This window comes from Pseudomonas syringae (assembly GCF_000737245.1).
In the GTDB taxonomy this organism is placed as follows: Bacteria; Pseudomonadota; Gammaproteobacteria; order Pseudomonadales; family Pseudomonadaceae; genus Aquipseudomonas; species Aquipseudomonas syringae_J.
On sequence record NZ_JPQU01000019.1, the window covers coordinates 1 to 18,815 of the forward strand.

General features: G+C 58.6%; 15 protein-coding genes and 1 pseudogene. 13 read left to right on the forward strand and 3 right to left on the reverse strand.

The window, feature by feature from the left end:
* From IV01_RS26830 to IV01_RS26990, 3 genes and pseudogenes are all read left to right on the forward strand, one after another.
* Positions 1-2,093, forward strand: a pseudogene (locus tag IV01_RS26830) (hypothetical protein); the annotation flags it as partial.
* A 1-nt stretch (position 2,094) separates the two neighbouring features.
* Positions 2,095-3,222, forward strand: coding sequence for a hypothetical protein (locus tag IV01_RS20645; RefSeq protein WP_032626353.1), 1,128 nt, complete (start codon positions 2,095-2,097; stop codon positions 3,220-3,222).
* A gap of 726 nt (positions 3,223-3,948) precedes the next feature.
* Positions 3,949-4,515, forward strand: coding sequence for a hypothetical protein (locus tag IV01_RS26990; RefSeq protein ID WP_229636088.1), 567 nt, complete (start codon positions 3,949-3,951; stop codon positions 4,513-4,515).
* Between the two features lie 38 nt (positions 4,516-4,553).
* Here the strand turns inward: IV01_RS26990 and IV01_RS20635 are convergent, their stop codons facing one another.
* Entirely contained in the window at positions 4,554-4,880 is a 327-nt protein-coding gene (locus tag IV01_RS20635; protein ID WP_032626355.1) for a DUF1820 family protein, read from the reverse strand.
* 132 nt (positions 4,881-5,012) lie between these two features.
* On the opposite strand from IV01_RS20635, the gene miaB reads away from it, so the two are divergent.
* The 5 genes from miaB to lnt all read left to right on the forward strand — a co-directional run bounded on the left by miaB (position 5,013) and on the right by lnt (position 10,526).
* Positions 5,013-6,341, forward strand: coding sequence for a tRNA (N6-isopentenyl adenosine(37)-C2)-methylthiotransferase MiaB (gene miaB, locus IV01_RS20630; protein ID WP_032626357.1), 1,329 nt, complete (start codon positions 5,013-5,015; stop codon positions 6,339-6,341).
* Positions 6,342-6,591: 250 nt separating this feature from the next.
* Positions 6,592-7,614 carry a PhoH family protein gene (locus IV01_RS20625; protein ID WP_032626359.1) on the forward strand — a complete coding sequence of 341 codons (1,023 nt, stop codon included), beginning with the start codon at positions 6,592-6,594 and terminating at the stop codon, positions 7,612-7,614.
* Positions 7,607-8,107 (forward strand): rRNA maturation RNase YbeY, encoded by a 501-nt coding sequence (ybeY, locus tag IV01_RS20620; RefSeq protein WP_032626361.1) that lies wholly within the window; start codon positions 7,607-7,609, stop codon positions 8,105-8,107. Before IV01_RS20625 ends, ybeY begins: the two co-directional genes overlap by 8 nt.
* Positions 8,108-8,112: 5 nt before the next feature.
* Entirely contained in the window at positions 8,113-8,955 is an 843-nt protein-coding gene (locus IV01_RS20615) for an HlyC/CorC family transporter (protein ID WP_032626363.1), read from the forward strand.
* Between the two features lie 50 nt (positions 8,956-9,005).
* A complete protein-coding gene (gene lnt / locus IV01_RS20610) occupies positions 9,006-10,526 on the forward strand; it encodes an apolipoprotein N-acyltransferase (RefSeq protein WP_032626365.1) in 1,521 nt (506 codons plus the stop codon).
* 125 nt (positions 10,527-10,651) lie between these two features.
* Here the strand turns inward: lnt and IV01_RS20605 are convergent, their stop codons facing one another.
* Positions 10,652-11,413 carry a YdcF family protein gene (locus tag IV01_RS20605; RefSeq protein ID WP_032626367.1) on the reverse strand — a complete coding sequence of 254 codons (762 nt, stop codon included), beginning with the start codon at positions 11,411-11,413 and terminating at the stop codon, positions 10,652-10,654.
* Between the two features lie 84 nt (positions 11,414-11,497).
* Positions 11,498-11,872, reverse strand: coding sequence for a hypothetical protein (locus IV01_RS20600; protein WP_032626369.1), 375 nt, complete (start codon positions 11,870-11,872; stop codon positions 11,498-11,500).
* 312 nt (positions 11,873-12,184) lie between these two features.
* Between IV01_RS20600 and leuS the strand changes: the two genes are divergently transcribed.
* The 5 genes from leuS (at position 12,185) to IV01_RS20575 (ending at position 18,632) form a co-directional block, all read left to right on the forward strand.
* Positions 12,185-14,791 carry a leucine--tRNA ligase gene (leuS, locus tag IV01_RS20595; RefSeq protein WP_032626370.1) on the forward strand — a complete coding sequence of 869 codons (2,607 nt, stop codon included), beginning with the start codon at positions 12,185-12,187 and terminating at the stop codon, positions 14,789-14,791.
* A 91-nt stretch (positions 14,792-14,882) separates the two neighbouring features.
* Positions 14,883-15,488 carry an LPS assembly lipoprotein LptE gene (gene lptE / locus IV01_RS20590; protein WP_032626372.1) on the forward strand — a complete coding sequence of 202 codons (606 nt, stop codon included), beginning with the start codon at positions 14,883-14,885 and terminating at the stop codon, positions 15,486-15,488.
* A gap of 201 nt (positions 15,489-15,689) precedes the next feature.
* Positions 15,690-16,727 carry a DNA polymerase III subunit delta gene (gene holA / locus IV01_RS20585; RefSeq protein WP_032626374.1) on the forward strand — a complete coding sequence of 346 codons (1,038 nt, stop codon included), beginning with the start codon at positions 15,690-15,692 and terminating at the stop codon, positions 16,725-16,727.
* A gap of 325 nt (positions 16,728-17,052) precedes the next feature.
* The gene (gene arfA / locus IV01_RS20580; protein ID WP_032626376.1) at positions 17,053-17,220 is read left to right on the forward strand and encodes an alternative ribosome rescue factor ArfA; all 168 of its coding nucleotides are present in this window, start codon (positions 17,053-17,055) and stop codon (positions 17,218-17,220) included.
* Positions 17,221-17,303: 83 nt separating this feature from the next.
* On the forward strand, positions 17,304-18,632 hold the full coding sequence (locus IV01_RS20575; RefSeq protein WP_032626377.1) for a lytic murein transglycosylase: 1,329 nt from the start codon (positions 17,304-17,306) through the stop codon (positions 18,630-18,632).
* The last annotated feature ends 183 nt before the right edge of the window (positions 18,633-18,815 follow it).

An 18,815-nucleotide genomic window follows, 5' to 3' on the forward strand; every position in this document is an offset into this window, starting at 1 on the left:
ACAGCGAGCAAGTCGACCACGCCCTGCTCACCGAATACGCCTGCCTGAAAGACATATGCCGCAGCGACAGAGCCGTTGATTTCGTGCTGAGCTGGCTCAACCACAACCCGGCCATGTCCAGGCCGATGTTCTACGCCGCGCCGCTGAGTGCGCAGACCGAACTGAGCGTGCAGTTCGCCGTCTTCGTCAATGCGGGCTGGTTATTGATCAAGAATGCCTCCGAGTGGATGGGGCGCCTTAAACAATGGGGTGCTGGCCTGGTGCTCGACATCGGACGCTTGTCGCCGTCCACCCAAGTCAATGTCAACGCCGCGTGGGGCACTCTGGCTCCCGCGTTGCAGACAGGCATCCAACAAGCGGTGCAGGGCTTTTTGCAGCAGATGGAAAAAGGTCAGTTGCCGGACATGGAGGCGCTGTTTCGCAGTCTGCCCAACGCCGCGGGCGTGGCGATCCTTGATGCGGCTCGGCGAGAGAACGTGACGTTCCAGGTCGCCAGCGCCGAAGACCTGCAACACCTTGGCAAGACCGTCCTGGGGGTGCAGGAAAAACGTGACTACCTGCTCTCCCTGACTCACTACGCCCGCCGCCACAAAGCAAAGGACCCGACCTGGCACCGGACCGCCGATGCAAATTTCATCAAGGAACAACGCCAAACGACCCAGCAGGCATTGACCGAACTGGAACAACAACTGGCCAGGGCCATGAGCCCGGTGGCTGATCTGCCCAGTGATTCAACGCACTTGCAAACGGCTTCATCCGGTAAGCCGGGTTTGGCGCTGGTGTTTCCGGAACAACAGCATCGTGAGATTCGGTCGGTGCTGGAGAGTTATCGCAAGGGTGTAACGGTGGCGCCCAAGGCCGGATTGTTGGGGGATGGGGCTGGATTGTTGGTGTTTGCGGCGCAGGTGGTGAATTTGGTGGTGGTGAGCGGGGAGGTTTTATCGCAGCCGAAGGCATCTAGAGATCTGAAACCCTTGCTTACCCCGATTGCCGCGACCATAGCAGCAGGATTTGGCGCGGCACAGGGTATAGCGGATACCGCACTCGGTGCCCATGCAGCAGAGCTGGCGAAAAACCTGAAGAAAGCTGAGCTACTGGGTGTCCATGTGCAAATGGGGAAGTTACATATTGGCCTTGGGATTGGTGGCTACGTTGCGGGCATGATCGCTGCCGCTATGGGCCTTAAAAACTCCCATAAAAGTTGGCAAGACTCAGTTCGCAACGGTAACAGCGATGCGCAGATTGGAGCCGCACTCAGCATGGTGGGCAATAGCGGTTTCTTGGCAAGCAACAGCTACGGCGCGTTTCAAACAGGTATCGCCTTCAAAAACGTATTGGCTACTACACGTAATTCTCCCGCCCGATTTGCTGCATGGGCTGCAGCCGGTACACGCCTGTCCACGGTATTTTTTCGCTTCAACGTCGCAGGGATTTTGCTGACTGCCTTGGAGCTGTCCGGTAGTTGGTACTACAACCGCAATAATCTCAGCCGCCATGATCGGTGGTTGTTGAGCACGCCATGGGGCCAAGGGCAGGATTCTGACCTATGTGCTTCATTACCTCTTGAGCATTTCCTCAAAGAACTCCGCGCGCATTACCAGGCCCCTCGGATGCAAATCATAATGGGCGGCGATAACGCACCTCGGCAGTTCATGCTGCATTTCCCAACGCTGTACGCTGCCGAGCTGACCAAACCTGTCGGAAGTCATGCCAGCGCTGCCGTGCTCAATATCGGTGGCTATCAGGTCGTTCGTGAGCAAACGGGGCGGGACCGAACGCCGGAGCGCTGGAGGCCTTTGGACGAAGCGCTGGAGGACCGTTTGTACATCAAACAGCTCAATCCTCTGATTGTGGAGTTGGACGACGTGCGCGGGCTTATCAGAGCGGACCACATCAGTCATACCGACATCGTGCTCTCAATTCAGCTGGGCCCCATCATTTCGACAGGGCAACACGAAGCCAATGTGTATGAGGTGCGCTTTCCGGTGTTGGGCGAAAGCGGCGACTTCCCGGCTGTGGACCTCGATCCACCGGGAGAACAATGCGAGTACTTCAAGATCAGTCCAGACCTCATGCCTGCGGTGAAGAAATAACATGACCAAGGAGATTGCAGGCCCGCCGCCGATCAATCACGCCCCTCATGCTGGCATGCAGGAGACTTTCCCGACCGGTCAGGTTACGTATCTGGCCCCCGTCCCCTTACCCACCGGTTTACCGGCGCAGGATTATGGGCATGCTGTCGGAGAACTGAACGAAACCTACATGGACTTCGGGGTCGGCATGCCTGCCGTTTTTGGCTGGCAGATGACGCTGGGCGGGCCATTCTGGGCTATCTGGTTTTTCGGTTTTTTTGCGCCTGCTCTTATGTGGTTCCTGGCAATGACATTTGGAAGCACGATAGGTGAGGCTGTTGAATTCGCGCTTCAACTAATGCCTTACACCTTGGAAATGGGAGCTTGGGCCGCCGCCGTCACTCTCACCATGTACCTCGGCATCACCTTCCACCACCTCCTCAAATACAAAGAAGTCGTCCCCACCCGCTTCAATCGCCAGCGCCGTGAGGTCTGCTTCGTCCCGCGCGGTCACACCGAGCCCATCTTCGTACCTTGGGAGTCGCTATCCGCCTGGGTCGTAGAGGCCAGAAGCGTGACGCAGTACGGCCTGGATATCCGCTACGCCATGGGCGTGGGTTTTTATCATCCGCCCCACGACGAGCATTACAGTCTGGAGTTTTTCTGCGCGGGGTTTGATCTGGCGGTGTGCAACTGGGAGGCGATTCGCGCGTACATGGAATACGAGGTGCACAGCCTCAAGGAAATCCAGGACCCGCTGGAGCTGCAAAACCCCGGCGACCCGCCTCATGAAGGACTGCATACGTTCTACAACGCCCGAGAGCGCATGCGCAGGCGACGCGAAAATCGCGAGGTGGGATTCTTCTATCCGTTCTGGTGGTACCTGTACCACGTGCTGACCCTGTGGACCCTGCCCAACTACCTCACCGAATGGGAGATCCGCCGCATTAAAAGCATCGGTCGCGCGGTAATACCGGACGCCATGCAAAACTGGTCAGAACCGCTACCGCCCGAGCAATGGGCCAAACCCAGCGCTGAACTGGTACGGCTGAGCCAAGCCGTGAAAACCTTGTGTGAGAAACGGCCCAGTCTGAATCTTGCGTCACGCTTTGCCGAGGTGCAGCAGGCGGATCCAGGTATCGCCAAATGAACCTGAGAAACGTCCATCCGGTGGACGCAATCGTGTCGGCAAAGCGCCAGCACCACGTCGTTCGCAATACCGCCTCGCGAACAAGTTCGCTCCTACCGGCACAGCGTCAGCCGGGAGAGCAATGCGAGTACTTCAAAATCAATCCAGACCTCATGCCCGAGGTGAAAAAATAATATGACAACAGAGATGGCAGGACCGCCGCCTATAAACCACGCCCCTTATGCTGGGATGCAGGAGGTTTTTCCTACGGGTCAGGTTACTTATCTTGCCCCATTACCGCTCCCCACCGACTTACCTGCTCAGGATTATGGACATGCTGTCGGAGAAGTAACCGACACATATCTGGATTTCGGCGTAGGTCTGCCCGCAGTATTTGGATGGCAGATGACGCTAGGAGGACCTTTCTGGGCAATTTGGCACTTTGGATTGGTCGCCCCTTTGTTCGTATGGTTTCTTACCGCTATAGACGGGGGCGGATTAAACCTCGCCTCCACCTACTTCCTAGAGCTTGTTCCTCAGGGGCTCGAGATAGGAAGCTGGGCCGCAGCAGCAGCCCTCACCATTTTCCTTGGTGTAACCTTCCACCACCTCCTCAAATACAAAGAAGTCGTCCCCACCCGCTTCAATCGCCAGCGCCGTGAGGTCTGCTTCGTCCCCCGTGGCCATACCGAGCCTATCTTCGTGCCATGGGAGTCGCTATCCGCCTGGGTGATAGAGGCCAGAAGCGTGACCCAGTACGGCCTGGATATCCGCTACGCCATGGGCGTGGGGTTTTACCACCCGCCTCATGATGAGCATTACAGCCTGGAGTTTTTCTGCGCCGGATTTGATTTGGCGGTGTGCAATTGGGAGGCGATTCGCGCGTACATGGAATATGAGGTGCACAGCCTCAAGGAAATCCAGGACCCACTGGAGCTGCAAAACCCCTGCGACCCGCCTCATGAAGGACTGCATACGTTCTACAACGCCCGAGAGCGCATGCGCAGGCGACGCAAGAATCGTGAAGTGGGTTTCTTCTATCCGTTCTGGTGGTACCTGTACCACGTGCTGACTCTATGGACCCTGCCCAACTACCTAACCGAATGGGAGATCCGCCGGATCAAAAGCATTGGCCGCGCAGTGATACCGGACGCCATGCAACGCTGGTCGGAACCGCTACCGCCCGAGCAATGGGCCAAACCCAGCGCTGAATTGGTACGGCTGAGCCAAGCCGTGAAAAACTTGCGCGGGAAACGACCCAGTCAGAACCTGGCGTCACGGTTTGCCGAGGTGCAGCAGCTGGACCAGCAGTGACTAAAAGCTGGTGAGTCTAATCGCGGATGGCGGGAGAATTACTTATCCGTCATCGGCATCGGAAACGGCATCACGTTGCTGGTGCCACGGGCTTCGCTGATTTTCGGTGTACCGACCCGCTCGACTTCGTCGATGCGCACGATCGAATGCATCGGCACGAAACTGCGCACCACGCCTTCGAACTGCGCCTTGAGTTTTTCCTCACTTGGATCTACGACGACTGTCGTGCGCTCACCGAACACGAATTCTTCCACTTCCAGGAAACCCCACAGATCGCTCTGATAGATCTGCTTGGCGTACATCTCGAACACCTGGCCCTGGTTGAGGAAAATCACCTTGTAGATTGGAGCTTCGCGTTTGGTCATAAAGGGCGGGTAAGAATCGGGGGCTTAAAAGAGGGCGCGAACTATAGCATGCCCGTTCGATAGACGACGCTAGGAACCAGCGACCCACGCCACTATAATGCGCGGTTCTTTGAACCACCTGATGACGGACGCATGGCCAAGAAGCTTTATATCGAAACCCACGGTTGCCAGATGAACGAGTACGACAGCTCGCGCATGGTCGATCTGCTGGGCGAACATCAAGCCCTGGAAGTCACCGCTCGTGCGGAAGATGCCGACGTCATCCTGCTCAACACCTGCTCGATCCGCGAGCGCGCTCAGGATCGGGTCTATTCCCAACTCGGCCGCTGGCGCGAACTGAAACTGGCCAATCCGGAAATGGTGATTGCGGTCGGGGGTTGCGTGGCCAGTCAAGAAGGCGCTGCGATTCGTGATCGCGCCCCTTACGTCGACGTGGTCTTCGGCCCGCAGACCCTGCACCGCCTGCCGGAAATGATCGACGCCGCACGCATAACCCGTCTGCCGCAGGTCGATGTATCGTTCCCGGAAATCGAAAAATTCGACCACCTGCCTGAGCCTCGCGTCGATGGTCCGAGCGCTTATGTGTCGGTGATGGAAGGCTGCAGCAAATATTGCACCTTCTGCGTGGTGCCTTATACCCGTGGCGAAGAAGTCAGCCGGCCGTTCGACGATGTGGTCGCCGAAGTCATCCACCTGGCCGAAAACGGCGTGCGGGAAGTGACGCTGCTGGGCCAGAACGTCAATGGATACCGCGCCACGACTTCCGACGGCCGCCCTGCTGATCTTGCCGACCTGATCCGCGTTGTGGCCGCCGTGGACGGTATCGACCGGATCCGCTACACCACTTCGCACCCGCTGGAGTTTTCCGATAGCCTGATCCAGGCCCACGCCGAAGTGCCGGAACTGGTCAAACACCTTCACTTGCCGGTGCAATCGGGTTCGGACCGAATTCTCGCGGCGATGAAGCGTAATCACACCACCCTCGAGTACAAGTCCCGGCTGCGCAAGCTGAAAGCCGCGGTACCGGGGATCAGCATCAGTTCGGACTTCATCGTCGGTTTCCCCGGCGAAACCGAAAAAGATTTCGAAAACACCATGAAGCTGATTGAGGACGTGGGTTTCGACTTCTCCTTCTCGTTCGTCTACAGCCCGCGTCCTGGCACGCCAGCCGCCGATCTCAAAGACGAAACTCCGGAAGCGCTGAAGAAAGAACGCCTGGCAGCGCTGCAACATCGTCTGAATCAGCAGGGTTTCGAGATCAGCCGACAAATGGTCGGCAGCACCCAGCGAATTCTGGTGACCGATTATTCCAAGAAAGACCCAGGCGAGTTGCAGGGTCGCACCGAGAACAACCGGATCGTCAATTTCCGCTGCGACAACCCCAAGCTGATCGGCCAATTCGCCGATGTGCACATCGATGATGCCCAGCCGCACTCGTTGCGTGGGTCGTTGTTGCAGTAAAACGGACCTTCTCGAACAAAAAATAAATCGGTGAATGGATGCGATTTGATGTGGGAGCGGTGCTTGCCCGCGATAAGGTCGACGCGGATATCCGGCCAGTCGCGTCCAGCCTTATCGCGGGCAAGCACCGCTCCCACATAGTTAGATGCCCGAACGCTCAGCAACCTTTATCAAGTCAAAGCTTTCGCACACTGGTCACAGGGTTTATCCTTCGTTTACCTTAATTGCCCCAGGGCGGCTAAAAACGACCTTGAACGTACAAGTCGAACCACTTCGTTTTACCCTCGAACCCTTCGAGGCCTATCGCTTCGCAAATCTGTGCGGGCAGCTGGATGAGAATCTGCGCCTCATCGAACAGCGCCTGAACATCGAAATCCGCAATCGCGGAAACCAGTTCGAGCTGATTGGCGATCCCAAACAAACCACTTCGGCCGAAAATCTGCTGCGCCGCCTGTACCGGGAAACCAAGAGTACGGAGCTGTCGCCGGATATGGTCCACCTGTTCCTTCAGGAATCAGGCGTTGAAGAGCTGGACAATCATCCTGCCGCCGATCCTGGCGTGGCACTGCGCACCAAAAAAGGCATGATTCGCCCTCGCGGCCTGAATCAGCAGCGCTATGTCAAAGAGATTCTCGGCAACGACATCAACTTCGGCATCGGCCCTGCGGGCACCGGCAAGACCTATCTTGCAGTGGCTTGCGCAGTTGACGCGCTGGAGCGTGAACAGATCCGCCGCATCTTGTTGGTGCGTCCGGCGGTCGAAGCGGGTGAAAAACTCGGCTTCCTGCCAGGCGATCTGGCCCAGAAGATCGACCCGTACCTGCGCCCGCTGTACGACGCCCTGTACGAAATGCTCGGCTTCGAATACGTCGCCAAACTGATCGAAAAACAGGTCATCGAAGTGGCGCCGCTTGCCTACATGCGCGGTCGCACACTGAACAACAGCTTCATCATTCTCGACGAAAGCCAGAACACAACCGTTGAGCAAATGAAGATGTTCCTGACCCGGATCGGCTTCGGCTCCACCGCCGTGATCACCGGTGACATCACCCAGGTCGACCTGCCTAAAGGCACCAAGTCTGGCCTGACTCATGTCATCGATGTGCTCAAGGACGTGCCGGGCATCAGCTTTACGCACTTCAAGCCCAAGGATGTGGTTCGCCACCCGTTGGTGCAGCGCATTGTCGAGGCCTACGAGCGTTTCGAAGATCGCTTCAGCGACGACCCGCCAGCTTCCGCCAACTCGTCACGGGAATACCGCCGCGATGCTTGAGCTGGACTTGCAACTGGCGAGTGAAGCAAGCGTACCCAGCGAAGCCCAGTTCCGCCTCTGGTGCGAAATGGGCTTGCGCATGCGCAGTGCCGATTCGGAGCTGACCATCCGGCTGGTGGATGAAACCGAAGGCCGCGAGCTGAATCACACTTGGCGACACAAAGATTACGCAACCAATGTGCTGTCGTTCCCTGCGGATGTTCCCGACGATATGTTGGACATCCCGCTGCTCGGCGATCTGGTGATCTGCGCTCCAGTCATCGCCCGCGAAGCACAGGAACAAGGCAAGGCACTCGACGCCCATTGGGCGCACATGGTTATTCATGGCTGCCTTCATCTGTTGGGTTTCGACCATATCGACGATGAAGAAGCCGAAGAAATGGAAGCGCTGGAACGAACGTTGCTTGGGGAGTTGGGCTATCCCGATCCCTATGCAGACGACGATAGCGAAGAACATCCACATTCAGAAACACCCAGCAAGGACAACGAGTAAGGGCTATGAGCGAAGATCGATCGAGCAACGGGCAAAAGTCATGGCTGGGTAAGCTCACCCAGGCTTTTGCCCATGAGCCGAAAAACCGCCAGGAGCTGCTTGAGCTGCTGCGCGAAGCCCATCAGAACAAGCTACTGGACAGCGAAGCGCTGGCCATCGTCGAAGGCGCCATTCAGGTGGCTGACCTGCAAGTCCGGGACATCATGGTCCCGCGCTCGCAGATGATCAGCATCAAGGCCTCGCAAACCCCACGGGAGTTCCTCCCCGCAGTGATCGACGCGGCCCACTCGCGCTATCCGGTGATCGGCGAAAGCCACGATGACGTGCTCGGCGTGCTGCTGGCCAAGGATCTGCTGCCCTTGATTCTCAAGGAAGACGGCGGTGACGGCGATATCAAGAACCTTCTGCGCCCCGCCACGTTCGTGCCTGAATCCAAGCGCTTGAACGTGCTGCTGCGCGAGTTCCGCGCCAACCATAACCACATGGCCATCGTCATCGACGAATACGGTGGTGTTGCGGGCCTGGTAACCATTGAAGACGTACTGGAGCAAATCGTCGGCGACATCGAAGACGAGCATGATGTCGAGGAAGACAGCTACATCAAACCGCTGCCCAGCGGTGACTTCCTGGTCAAGGCGCTGACGCCCATCGACAGCTTCAACGAGTTTTTCGACAGCGAGTTCTCCGATGACGAGTTCGATACCGTTGGCGGGCTGGTGATGAGTGCGTTCGGGCATCTGCCCAAGCGTAACGAAATCACCGTAATCGGTGAGTATCGTTTCCGGATTCTCAACGCGGACAGCCGCCGGATTCACCTGCTGCGTCTGAGCCCTGTCTCACGCGCATAACCAAGCACCTGACTCAAGCACCTAACGTAGCCCAGCTTTAAGGAATGTAGATGCGCTGGATCACCACCCCCGGCTGGCCCGGTAACTTGCTGGCCGTGGTGGCTGGCGCGCTGACCACCTTCGCCCTCGCCCCATTCGACATCTGGCCGCTGGCGCTGGTGGCCCTGGGGCTGTTCTATCTTGGCTTGCGCGACCTCAGTCCCCGTCAGGCACTGGGTCGGGGCTGGTGCTTCGGTTTCGGCCTGTTCGGCGCCGGTACCAGCTGGATCTACGTCAGCATTCACAATTTCGGTGGCGCATCGGTATTCCTGGCAGGCTTTCTCATGCTGCTGTTCATCGCGTGCATCGCCTGGTTCTTCGCCCTGCCCGCCTGGTTGTGGGCCCGCTGGATTCGCCGCAATGAAGCCCCGCTGGCAGATGCCTTGGCGTTCGCTGCGCTGTGGCTGGTTCAGGAAGCGTTTCGGGGCTGGTTCCTCACCGGCTTCCCGTGGCTGTACTCCGGCTATAGCCAGCTCGACGGCCCGCTTTCCGCCCTCGCCCCCATCGGTGGGATGTGGCTGATCTCCTTCACCCTGGCGCTGACTGCTGCACTGTTGTGCAACCTGCCAAAGCTGCGGGCACGCAAATCGTTTCTGGCGATTGGCGTGGTGCTGCTGTTCGCGCCCTGGATCTTCAGCCTGACGCTAAAAAGCTACGCCTGGACATCCCCCGCTGGCGCCCCCCTGAAGGTCGCTGCGATTCAAGGCAACATCGAGCAGCAGATGAAGTGGGACCCGCAGCAGCTCAACGCACAACTGGCGCTGTACCGCGACATGACCTTCCGCTCACAGCAGGCGGACCTGATCATCTGGCCGGAAACCGCCGTGCCGGTGCTCAAGGAGTCCGCTGAGGGCTATCTGAAAATGATGAGCCAGTTCGCTGCCGAGCGGGGATCGGCGCTGATTACCGGTGTGCCGTTGCGTGAGTTGAGTGGGCGCGGTGAATACCGTTATTACAACGCCATCACCGTGGTGGGCGAAGGCGATGGCACCTACATGAAGCAGAAGCTGGTGCCATTCGGCGAATACGTGCCGTTGCAAGATCTGCTGCGCGGCCTGATCGCCTTCTTCGACTTGCCGATGTCTGATTTCGCTCGCGGTCCAAGCGATCAGGCGATGCTACAAGCCAAGGGCTACCAGATTGCACCGTTCATTTGCTATGAAGTGGTTTATCCGGAGTTCGCTGCCGGGTTGTCGGCGCAAAGTGAGCTGTTGCTGACAGTCAGCAACGACACCTGGTTTGGCACCTCGATCGGCCCGTTGCAGCATCTGCAAATGGCCCAGATGCGTGCCCTCGAAGCCGGCCGCTGGATGATCCGTGCCACCAACAACGGTGTCACTGCACTGATCGACCCCTTCGGCAAAATCACCACCCGCATCCCGCAATTCGAACGCGGCGTGATGTATGGCGAGGTAGTGCCCATGCACGAACTGACCCCTTACCTGCGCTGGCGCTCCTGGCCGATGGTGTTTGTCTGCGTACTGCTGATCGGCTGGGCGCTGGTGGCGAGCCGGATATCCAAGACGGTTTAGGGTTACGCATGCCCCCCGTGGGAGCGGTGCTTGCCCGCGATAAGGTTTAGGTGATTTTCCTGCAGAATCGCAGCGCCCTTATCGCGGGCAAGCACCGCTCCCACAGGGATGTATTTCAGCGCTTCCTAGGGATAAACCCACGGATAAACCAGCAACCCCGCCGCTTCATTGAGCAACTGCCCGCTCTGCCACATCGCCCGACTCTCCGGCAGCCAGCCGCCGAACACGCGGGCGTTGTCTACGCCGAGAAAGCCCACCGGGGCGCTGACCACGCTGAAGCCCGCCTTTTCAAAACTCCATCTCGAGCGCGGCATGTGCCAGCCCTGAGTCACCAGCACCACCCGCTTGATACCCAGCGGCTGAAGTATCGCGGCAGTCATCGTGGCGTTTTCCCAAGTGGTGCGGCTCAGACCTTCCTGCCAGCGGACTTCAACGCCAAAATCGTTTTGCAACGACTCCGCCATGATCGCCGCCTCGCTGGGTGGCTCGCCGTAATGCAGCCCACCCGTGGTCAGAATCGGCAGGCCTGATGCCTTTGCCAGCCGTGCCGCATAGCGCATTCGCTCAAGGGCGACACCGGTGGGGATATCAGCACCCCAGCTCGGGTCATTGCGCTCACGTCCGGACCCCAGGATTACGATAGCGTCGGCTCGCTGAGAAAGGGTTACCCACTCACTCCGGGGCAGCGGCGGAATCGTTTCAATGCCCCGGGCCGCTGACTCGACCACCACGGGCAGACTCATTAGCCAAAGCCCGCCCAACCCCAGCGCGAAGCAAGCCACCGCGAGCCGAGGCCGCGCGCGGCGCACGGAAAACGCCAGCAGCAGGAGCACGAAAAAAATACCGGGAGGCAGTAACAGGGTCTTGAGGAAGTAGCGAATAGGCATCAGGCATCTCCAAGGATGCCCGAAGCCTAAAATGTTTGATGCTAAGCAACAATGCTTATGAAACAGGCACGGAGCCTGTGGCGGTTATCGCTTGAAAAGATTACTTGAGCTGTGGCGACTCAACTTTGCCGACGTAGCGCAGCGTTTTCGATCCTTCAGCCAGATAACCTTGGCTGAACGCGACAACATTGGCACCGCCTCGGCGGACTCTCGCGACACATTGGAACTGCCCTTTGGCTCGGCACGGTTAAGATCGCCATCGGCCACGACGGCACCCTTGTTCAGATAAGCCTCAATAAAATCGAACTCGGCTCGGCTCAAGCCGCGCAATTCCAGCTCCTCAGGCAACTCGTCACGCAACCTGATTGCTACGCTTGCGGTTTCCAGGGCAAGCCCCAGACGATTTATCAAACGTTCATACACCTCAGGATTTGTTGCTGTGTGCTGCAGCTCTGTCATCCGCTCACCTCATCGAAGATAAACATACCCTCTCCAATGAGCTTAGCGCTGCTGTCAAAACCGGTGCATTGCAGCGACAAACGGCGGCCGCGAGCCGCTGAGCAGGCTCTTTGCAGTGATCAGCCCAGCAATCAGCGTTTCCCTCGATAGTCAGCGCTCATGTATGCTACGGCGCTTCCTGTAATTCCACTTCCGCTCCCTTGAGCTGGAACGCACCGCACAGGCAGTCTCATTGTCCGGCAAGCGGTGCCGACCTGACTCGGCGATGCCACGAAGGGGTCAAGGGTCACCAATCTTTAGTAAAAAGTAGCCATGCACGAACTCTATCAGCCCCGCGAAATCGAAGCCGCCGCCCAAACCTTTTGGGACGAGCAAAAGTCTTTTGAAGTCAGTGAACAGCCAGGCAAGGAGACTTACTATTGCCTGTCGATGTTTCCTTACCCTAGCGGCAAGCTGCACATGGGTCACGTGCGCAACTACACCATTGGTGACGTGATCGCCCGCTACCAGCGTATGCAAGGCAAGAACGTGCTGCAGCCAATGGGCTGGGACGCATTCGGCATGCCTGCGGAAAACGCCGCGATGAAAAACAACGTCGCGCCAGCCAAGTGGACTTACGAAAACATCGCCTACATGAAGACCCAGCTGCGCAGCCTGGGTCTCGCGGTCGATTGGTCACGGGAAGTCACCACCTGCAAGCCTGATTACTATCGCTGGGAACAGTGGCTGTTCACGCGCCTGTTCGAAAAAGGCGTGATTTACCGCAAGAACGGCACCGTGAACTGGGACCCGGTCGACCAGACCGTTCTGGCCAACGAGCAAGTGATCGATGGCCGCGGCTGGCGTTCCGGCGCAGTCATCGAGAAACGCGAAATTCCGATGTACTACTTCAAGATCACCGCCTACGCGGATGAACTGCTGGAGAGTCTCGACGAACTGCCGGGCTGGCCCGAGCAGGTCAAAACCATGCAGCGCAACTGGATTGGCAAATCCCGCGGCATGGAAGTGCAGTTCCCGTACGACCAGGCTTCCATTGGTGAAGCTGGTGCACTGAAAGTCTTCACCACCCGGGCCGACACCCTGATGGGCGCGACTTACGTTGCCGTGGCTGCCGAACACCCGTTGGCAACCCTGGCCGCACAGAAGGATCCTGAGCTGCAAGCCTTCATCGACGCCTGCAAAAGCGGCAGCGTCGCGGAAGCGGACGTCGCCACCCAAGAGAAAAAAGGCCTGCCGACTTCGCTGTTCGTCGAGCACCCGCTGACCGGCGAAAAGCTGCCGGTCTGGGTCGCTAACTACGTACTGATGCATTACGGCGATGGCGCGGTAATGGCGGTACCGGCACACGACGAGCGTGACTTCGAATTTGCGGTTAAGTACAACCTGCCGATCAAACCGGTCGTACGCACCAGCGCTGGCGATGAGACACCGGCGCCATGGCAAGCCGCGTACAACGAATATGGCACGCTGATCAATTCCGGCGAGTTCGACGGCCTGGACTTCGCAGGCGCATTCGACGCCATGGAAGCGGCCCTGACCAAGAAGAACCTTGGCCAGTCACGCACCCAGTTCCGCCTGCGCGACTGGGGCATCAGCCGTCAGCGCTACTGGGGCTGCCCGATCCCGATCGTGCATTGCGATACCTGCGGTGATGTGCCGGTTCCGGAAGATCAATTGCCGGTCGTGCTGCCAGAAGACGTCGTGCCGGACGGCGCGGGCTCGCCATTGGCGCGCATGCCTGAATTCTACGAGTGCAGCTGCCCTAAATGCGGCGCACCGGCCAAGCGTGAGACCGACACCATGGACACCTTCGTGGAATCGTCCTGGTATTTCGCACGCTATGCCTCGCCTCACTATGAGGGCGGCATGGTTGATCCGAAAGCGGCCAACCACTGGCTGCCGGTCGATCAATACATCGGCGGCATCGAACACGCGATCCTGCACCTGCTCTACGCGCGCTTCTTCCACAAGCTGATGCGTGATGAAGGCCTGGTGACCTCGAACGAACCGTTCAAGAACCTGCTGACCCAGGGCATGGTCATCGCTGAAACCTATTACCGTCTTGAAGCCAACGGCAGCAAGACCTGGTTCAACCCGGCTGACGTCGAGCTTGAACGCGACAGCAAAGCCAAGATTGTCGGCGCCAAACTGATCAGCGACGGCTTGCCGGTCGAGATCGGCGGCACCGAGAAGATGGCCAAGTCCAAGAACAACGGCGTCGACCCTCAGTCGATGATTGATCAGTACGGCGCAGACACCTGCCGTCTGTTCATGATGTTCGCTTCGCCACCTGACATGAGCCTGGAATGGTCCGACTCGGGCGTTGAAGGCTCGCACCGTTTCCTGCGCCGCGTATGGCGTCTGGCTCAGAGCCACGTGACGCAAGGCCTGCCCGGGGCACTGGATATCGCGACCCTGAATGACGAACAGAAAGTCATCCGCCGCGCCATCCACCAGGCTATCAAGCAGGCCAGCCAGGATGTCGGTCAGCACCACAAATTCAACACCGCCATTGCTCAGGTCATGACGCTGATGAACGTGCTGGAAAAAGCCCCTCAGGCTTCGGCTCAGGATCGCGCTCTGTTGCAGGAAGGGCTCGAAACCGTCGCCCTGCTGCTGGCACCGATCACACCGCACATCAGCCACGAGCTGTGGAACCAGCTGGGCCACGCTACACCAGTAATCGATGCGGGTTGGCCAGTGCTGGATCAAACCGCACTGATCCAGGACACACTGCAGCTGGTCATTCAGGTTAACGGCAAGCTGCGCGGACACATTGAAATGCCAGCCAGCGCCACACGCGAAGAAGTCGAGGCCGCTGCCCGCATCAATGAAAACGTGCTGCGCTTCATTGATGGGCTGACGATCCGCAAAGTGATCGTCGTACCTGGCAAGCTGGTCAACATCGTCGCAAGCTGAGTGGATCAGGCGCCCTGGTGAGCACCAGGGCGCCGAACATATTTCCAGGGGACGCAGTGTCGGCCCAAACGGATTCAACGGGAGCATCAAGATGATCAAACGCAATTTGCTGGTGATGGGCCTCGCCGTACTGTTGAGCGCCTGTGGCTTCCAGCTGCGTGGCACCGGCAGTTCCGAACTGTCCGTTAAAGAACTCGACGTCAGCGCACGTGATGCTTACGGTAAAACCGTCAAGCAGCTGGTGCAGACCCTTGAAGGTAACGGCGTGAAGGTCTACAAGGGCGCGCCTTACAAGCTGGTGATCCTTAATGAACAGGAAACCCAGCGAGCGGCGAGCTCCAGCGGGTCGGGCCGTTCGACCGAATACGCACTGACCAACACACTGGAATACCAGATCAATGGCAGCAAGGATCGTCAGTTGACCTACAACAAGGTCACAGTCGACAAGATCTACGTGCACGACGGCAACAACCTGATCGGCTCCGACCTCGAAGCGGGCCAGGTGCGTACCGAAATGCGCAGCGACATGGTGCAGAAGCTGGTTGCCCAGTTGCAACAGCTGACTCCACAGCGTCTGGACGAATTGCAGGCCAAAGCCGACGCCGTTGCCAAGGCCGAAGCAGACGCGCTTGAAGCGGCACAGAAAATCCGCGACGAGACGCCACAACAGTCGCCGATCGAAATTCCGTCCCGATAAGATTGTTAGGGTCAGCGAAAACCTGGCCCCGCACTCCCCATCTGAAATGCATTTCCCTGTAGGAGCGAGCTTGCTCGCGATAGCGTTGTTCCAGTCGACAATCAAGCGGCTAATAGACCGAATCGCGAGCAAGCTCGCTCTTACAGATGTTCCGTGTTTGCCGTCAGGCAGCGCGGTGTCAGGGACACCGGGAAACCTCCTATGAAACTCGCTCCCGCCCAACTCGCCAAACACCTGCAAGGCACGCTTGCGCCGGTCTACATCGTCAGCGGTGACGACCCGTTGCTGTGCCAGGAAGCGGCTGATGCCATTCGCGCCGCTGCACGCCAGCAAGGTTTCGATGAACGCCAGGTATTCAGCGCAGATTCCAGTTTCGACTGGGGCACACTGCTGCAAGCCGGTGCGAGCATGTCCCTGTTTGCAGAACGCCGGCTCCTAGAGTTGCGTCTGCCGTCGGGCAAGCCGGGAGACAAGGGCGCTGCAGCGCTGATGGAATATTGCTCCCGCCCGGCCGAAGACACCTTGCTGCTCATCAGCCTGCCCAAGCTTGACGGCAGCGCGCAGAAAACCAAGTGGGGCAAAGCACTGGTCGAAGGGGCGCAAACCCAGTTCGTGCAGATCTGGCCCGTAGATGCAGGCCAACTGCCGCAATGGATTCGCCAACGCTTGTCCCAGTCCGGGCTGGCGGCCACTCAAGACGCGATAGAACTGATTGCTGCACGTGTAGAAGGCAATCTGCTGGCTGCCGCTCAGGAAATCGAAAAGCTCAAACTGATGGCCGAAGAAGGCCAGATCACGGTTGAAACCGTGCAGGCGGCGGTAGCTGACAGTGCGCGCTTCGATGTTTTCGGGCTCACGGACGCAATTCTCAACGGCGACGCCGCCCACGCTTTGCGCATGCTCGAAGGCCTGCGCGGCGAAGGGGTCGAGCCGCCAGTGATTCTCTGGGCACTGTCCCGTGAGCTGCGGGTGCTGGCGAACCTGGCGTTGCAATTCAGTCAGGGCATGCCATTGGACAAAGCCTTCAGTTCGGCCCGCCCGCCGATCTGGGACAAACGCAAACCGCTGATGAGCAAGGCGCTGCAACGCTATTCAGCCAAACGCTGGGCCGAACTTCTAATGGATGCACAACGCATCGATGCACAGATCAAAGGCCAGGCGGTGGGTTCGCCATGGAGCAGCCTCAGCCGATTGTCATTATTGATGGCGGGCCAGAGACTGGCGTTGCCTGCGGAGTGAACAAGCGCACCATAAGTACCGTGGGAGCGAGCTTGCTCGCGAAGAGGCCGGTATATCCAACATGTCTCCTCCAGCTGAACCATCGCCTTCGCGAGCAAGCTCGCTCCCACAGATGATTGCTGATGCAGGCCAAAGAGACTGCTTTCAAGGAGTGAGCCTGCTCGCGATAGCGTCCGGTCAGACCATAAATTATCGAGAGGCATAGCAGCATCGCGGGCAAGCCTCGCTCCAACAGAGCTGAGTGCGATAGCACAGATCAATTAGACACCGCCCCTCTCAAAGCCGATTATCTGCGCCGTTCCTTACCACCCAGAGAGCGCTAGCCATGAAGCCTGCTATAAAAAACGCAAAGCGGCCCAACAAGGCCAAATCCATCATTGCCCAGCCATTGTTCCGCAGCCGTCAGGAACAACCCGGCAAAGGCAAAGGCAGCTACCGCCGCGAAGCCTTCCAGTCTAAAAGCTGGGAGGCTTCTTACTTTCTGGCCGCCTGAAACATGGCAACTTTTACTCAGGGCCCTTTCCGTCGGCAGGCATGATAAGGTCTGCATCTAACGGTAATACCTTGGACCCCAGCATGCCCTCTTGTTTTTCCCGACGTTGGCAGTTACGCCAACTAATCGCTGCCTCCAGTCTCGTCCTGTTAGTTGCCTGCGCCGAGAAACCCACCGCAGCCGACGCCATGCCTCTTCCTGTAACCAAGAACGTTCAGGTCACACCCGTCGCGGCGCCTGCGCCGGTCATCAGCGTCGATGGCAATCTCGATATTCAACCGACCATGAGTTTCGCTGAATGGCAGGCGGGCTTTCGCGAGCAAGCACTGCGGGCAGGCATCCGGCCGGATATCTTTGATCGTGCCTTCATGGGCGTGACGCCGGACATGAGCGTCGTCAAAGCCGACCGCAGCCAGCCTGAGTTCACGCGGCCGGTGTGGGAATACCTCGACGGTGCGATCTCCGAAGCACGGGTGCGCAAGGCTCAGGCATTGACGAACCAGTATGCCGACGCGCTGCAAAGCATCGAACAGCGTTACGGTGTTGATCGCAATGCGCTGGTCGCGGTGTGGGGCATGGAAAGTAATTTCGGGCAATTTCAGGGTTCCAAGTCAGTGATTCGCTCTCTGGCCACACTGGCCTACGAAGGTCGCCGTCGTGGCTTCGCTCAGGACCAACTGCTGGCCGCGCTGCAAATCCTGCAACATGGCGACGTTGCACCCGAGAACATGATCGGCTCGTGGGGCGGCGCCATGGGGCAAACTCAGTTCATACCGACCACCTACAACACCCACGCGGTGGATTTCGACGGTGATGGTCGTCGTGACATCTGGAACAGCCCGACTGACGCTCTGGCATCTACCGCGCACTACCTGCAAAGCTCCGGCTGGCAGACCGGCCAGCCGTGGGGCTATGAAGTCACCTTGGCACCGTCCTTCGACTATGCACTGGCTGATGCGTCGACCCGTAAAAGCCTCGCTGAATGGCAACGCCTGGGCCTGACCCTGCCCAATGGCTCGCCTCTTCCTGCCACCGCCCTGCAACAACAAGCCGCCCTGCTGCTGCCCGCTGGCTATAAAGGCCCGGCGTTTCTGGTGATGGATAACTTCCGGGCGATCCTCAAGTACAACAACTCGTCTTCCTACGCGCTGGCTATCGGTCTGCTGGCGGGGCGGATTCAAGGCGGCGGTTACGTCGTGGGTGAATGGCCACGCGGCGACGTCCCGCTAAGCCGCTCAGAGCGCATCGAACTGCAAACCCTGCTCTCGGCCAAACGTTATGACGCAGGCAACCCAGATGGCATCATCGGCGCCAACACACGTAAAGCGATCCGCAGTGCGCAGCAGGCCTATGGCTGGCCAGCAGATGGCTACCCGACTCAGGAGTTGCTGCAGAATCTGCGCAAACCCTAGCTTCTAATTGTTTGGGTGTCCCTGACACCCTGCTGAACCTGTGGGAGATTCTATGTGTGCTCGCACGACGTGGGACCGGCTTCAGCCGGAAAGAGGCCAGTGCATCCCCCCGATACTTATCGCCTGAAATGCCGACTTCCCGGCTGAAGCCGGTCCCACATCGTCGCGGCAATATCGAGATCA

Bases quoted from the DNA above. Each gene is read 5' to 3' on its own strand.
- IV01_RS20645 (WP_032626353.1), top strand. From the start codon at position 2,095: ATGACCAAGGAGATTGCAGGCCCGCCGCCGATCAATCACGCCCCTCAT.
- IV01_RS20635 (WP_032626355.1), bottom strand. From the start codon at position 4,880: ATGACCAAACGCGAAGCTCCAATCTACAAGGTGATTTTCCTCAACCAG.
- miaB (WP_032626357.1), top strand. From the start codon at position 5,013: ATGGCCAAGAAGCTTTATATCGAAACCCACGGTTGCCAGATGAACGAG.
- ybeY (WP_032626361.1), top strand. From the start codon at position 7,607: ATGCTTGAGCTGGACTTGCAACTGGCGAGTGAAGCAAGCGTACCCAGC.
- IV01_RS20615 (WP_032626363.1), top strand. From the start codon at position 8,113: ATGAGCGAAGATCGATCGAGCAACGGGCAAAAGTCATGGCTGGGTAAG.
- lnt (WP_032626365.1), top strand. From the start codon at position 9,006: ATGCGCTGGATCACCACCCCCGGCTGGCCCGGTAACTTGCTGGCCGTG.
- IV01_RS20605 (WP_032626367.1), bottom strand. From the start codon at position 11,413: ATGCCTATTCGCTACTTCCTCAAGACCCTGTTACTGCCTCCCGGTATT.
- IV01_RS20600 (WP_032626369.1), bottom strand. From the start codon at position 11,872: ATGACAGAGCTGCAGCACACAGCAACAAATCCTGAGGTGTATGAACGT.
- leuS (WP_032626370.1), top strand. From the start codon at position 12,185: ATGCACGAACTCTATCAGCCCCGCGAAATCGAAGCCGCCGCCCAAACC.
- lptE (WP_032626372.1), top strand. From the start codon at position 14,883: ATGATCAAACGCAATTTGCTGGTGATGGGCCTCGCCGTACTGTTGAGC.
- holA (WP_032626374.1), top strand. From the start codon at position 15,690: ATGAAACTCGCTCCCGCCCAACTCGCCAAACACCTGCAAGGCACGCTT.
- arfA (WP_032626376.1), top strand. From the start codon at position 17,053: ATGAAGCCTGCTATAAAAAACGCAAAGCGGCCCAACAAGGCCAAATCC.
- IV01_RS20575 (WP_032626377.1), top strand. From the start codon at position 17,304: ATGCCCTCTTGTTTTTCCCGACGTTGGCAGTTACGCCAACTAATCGCT.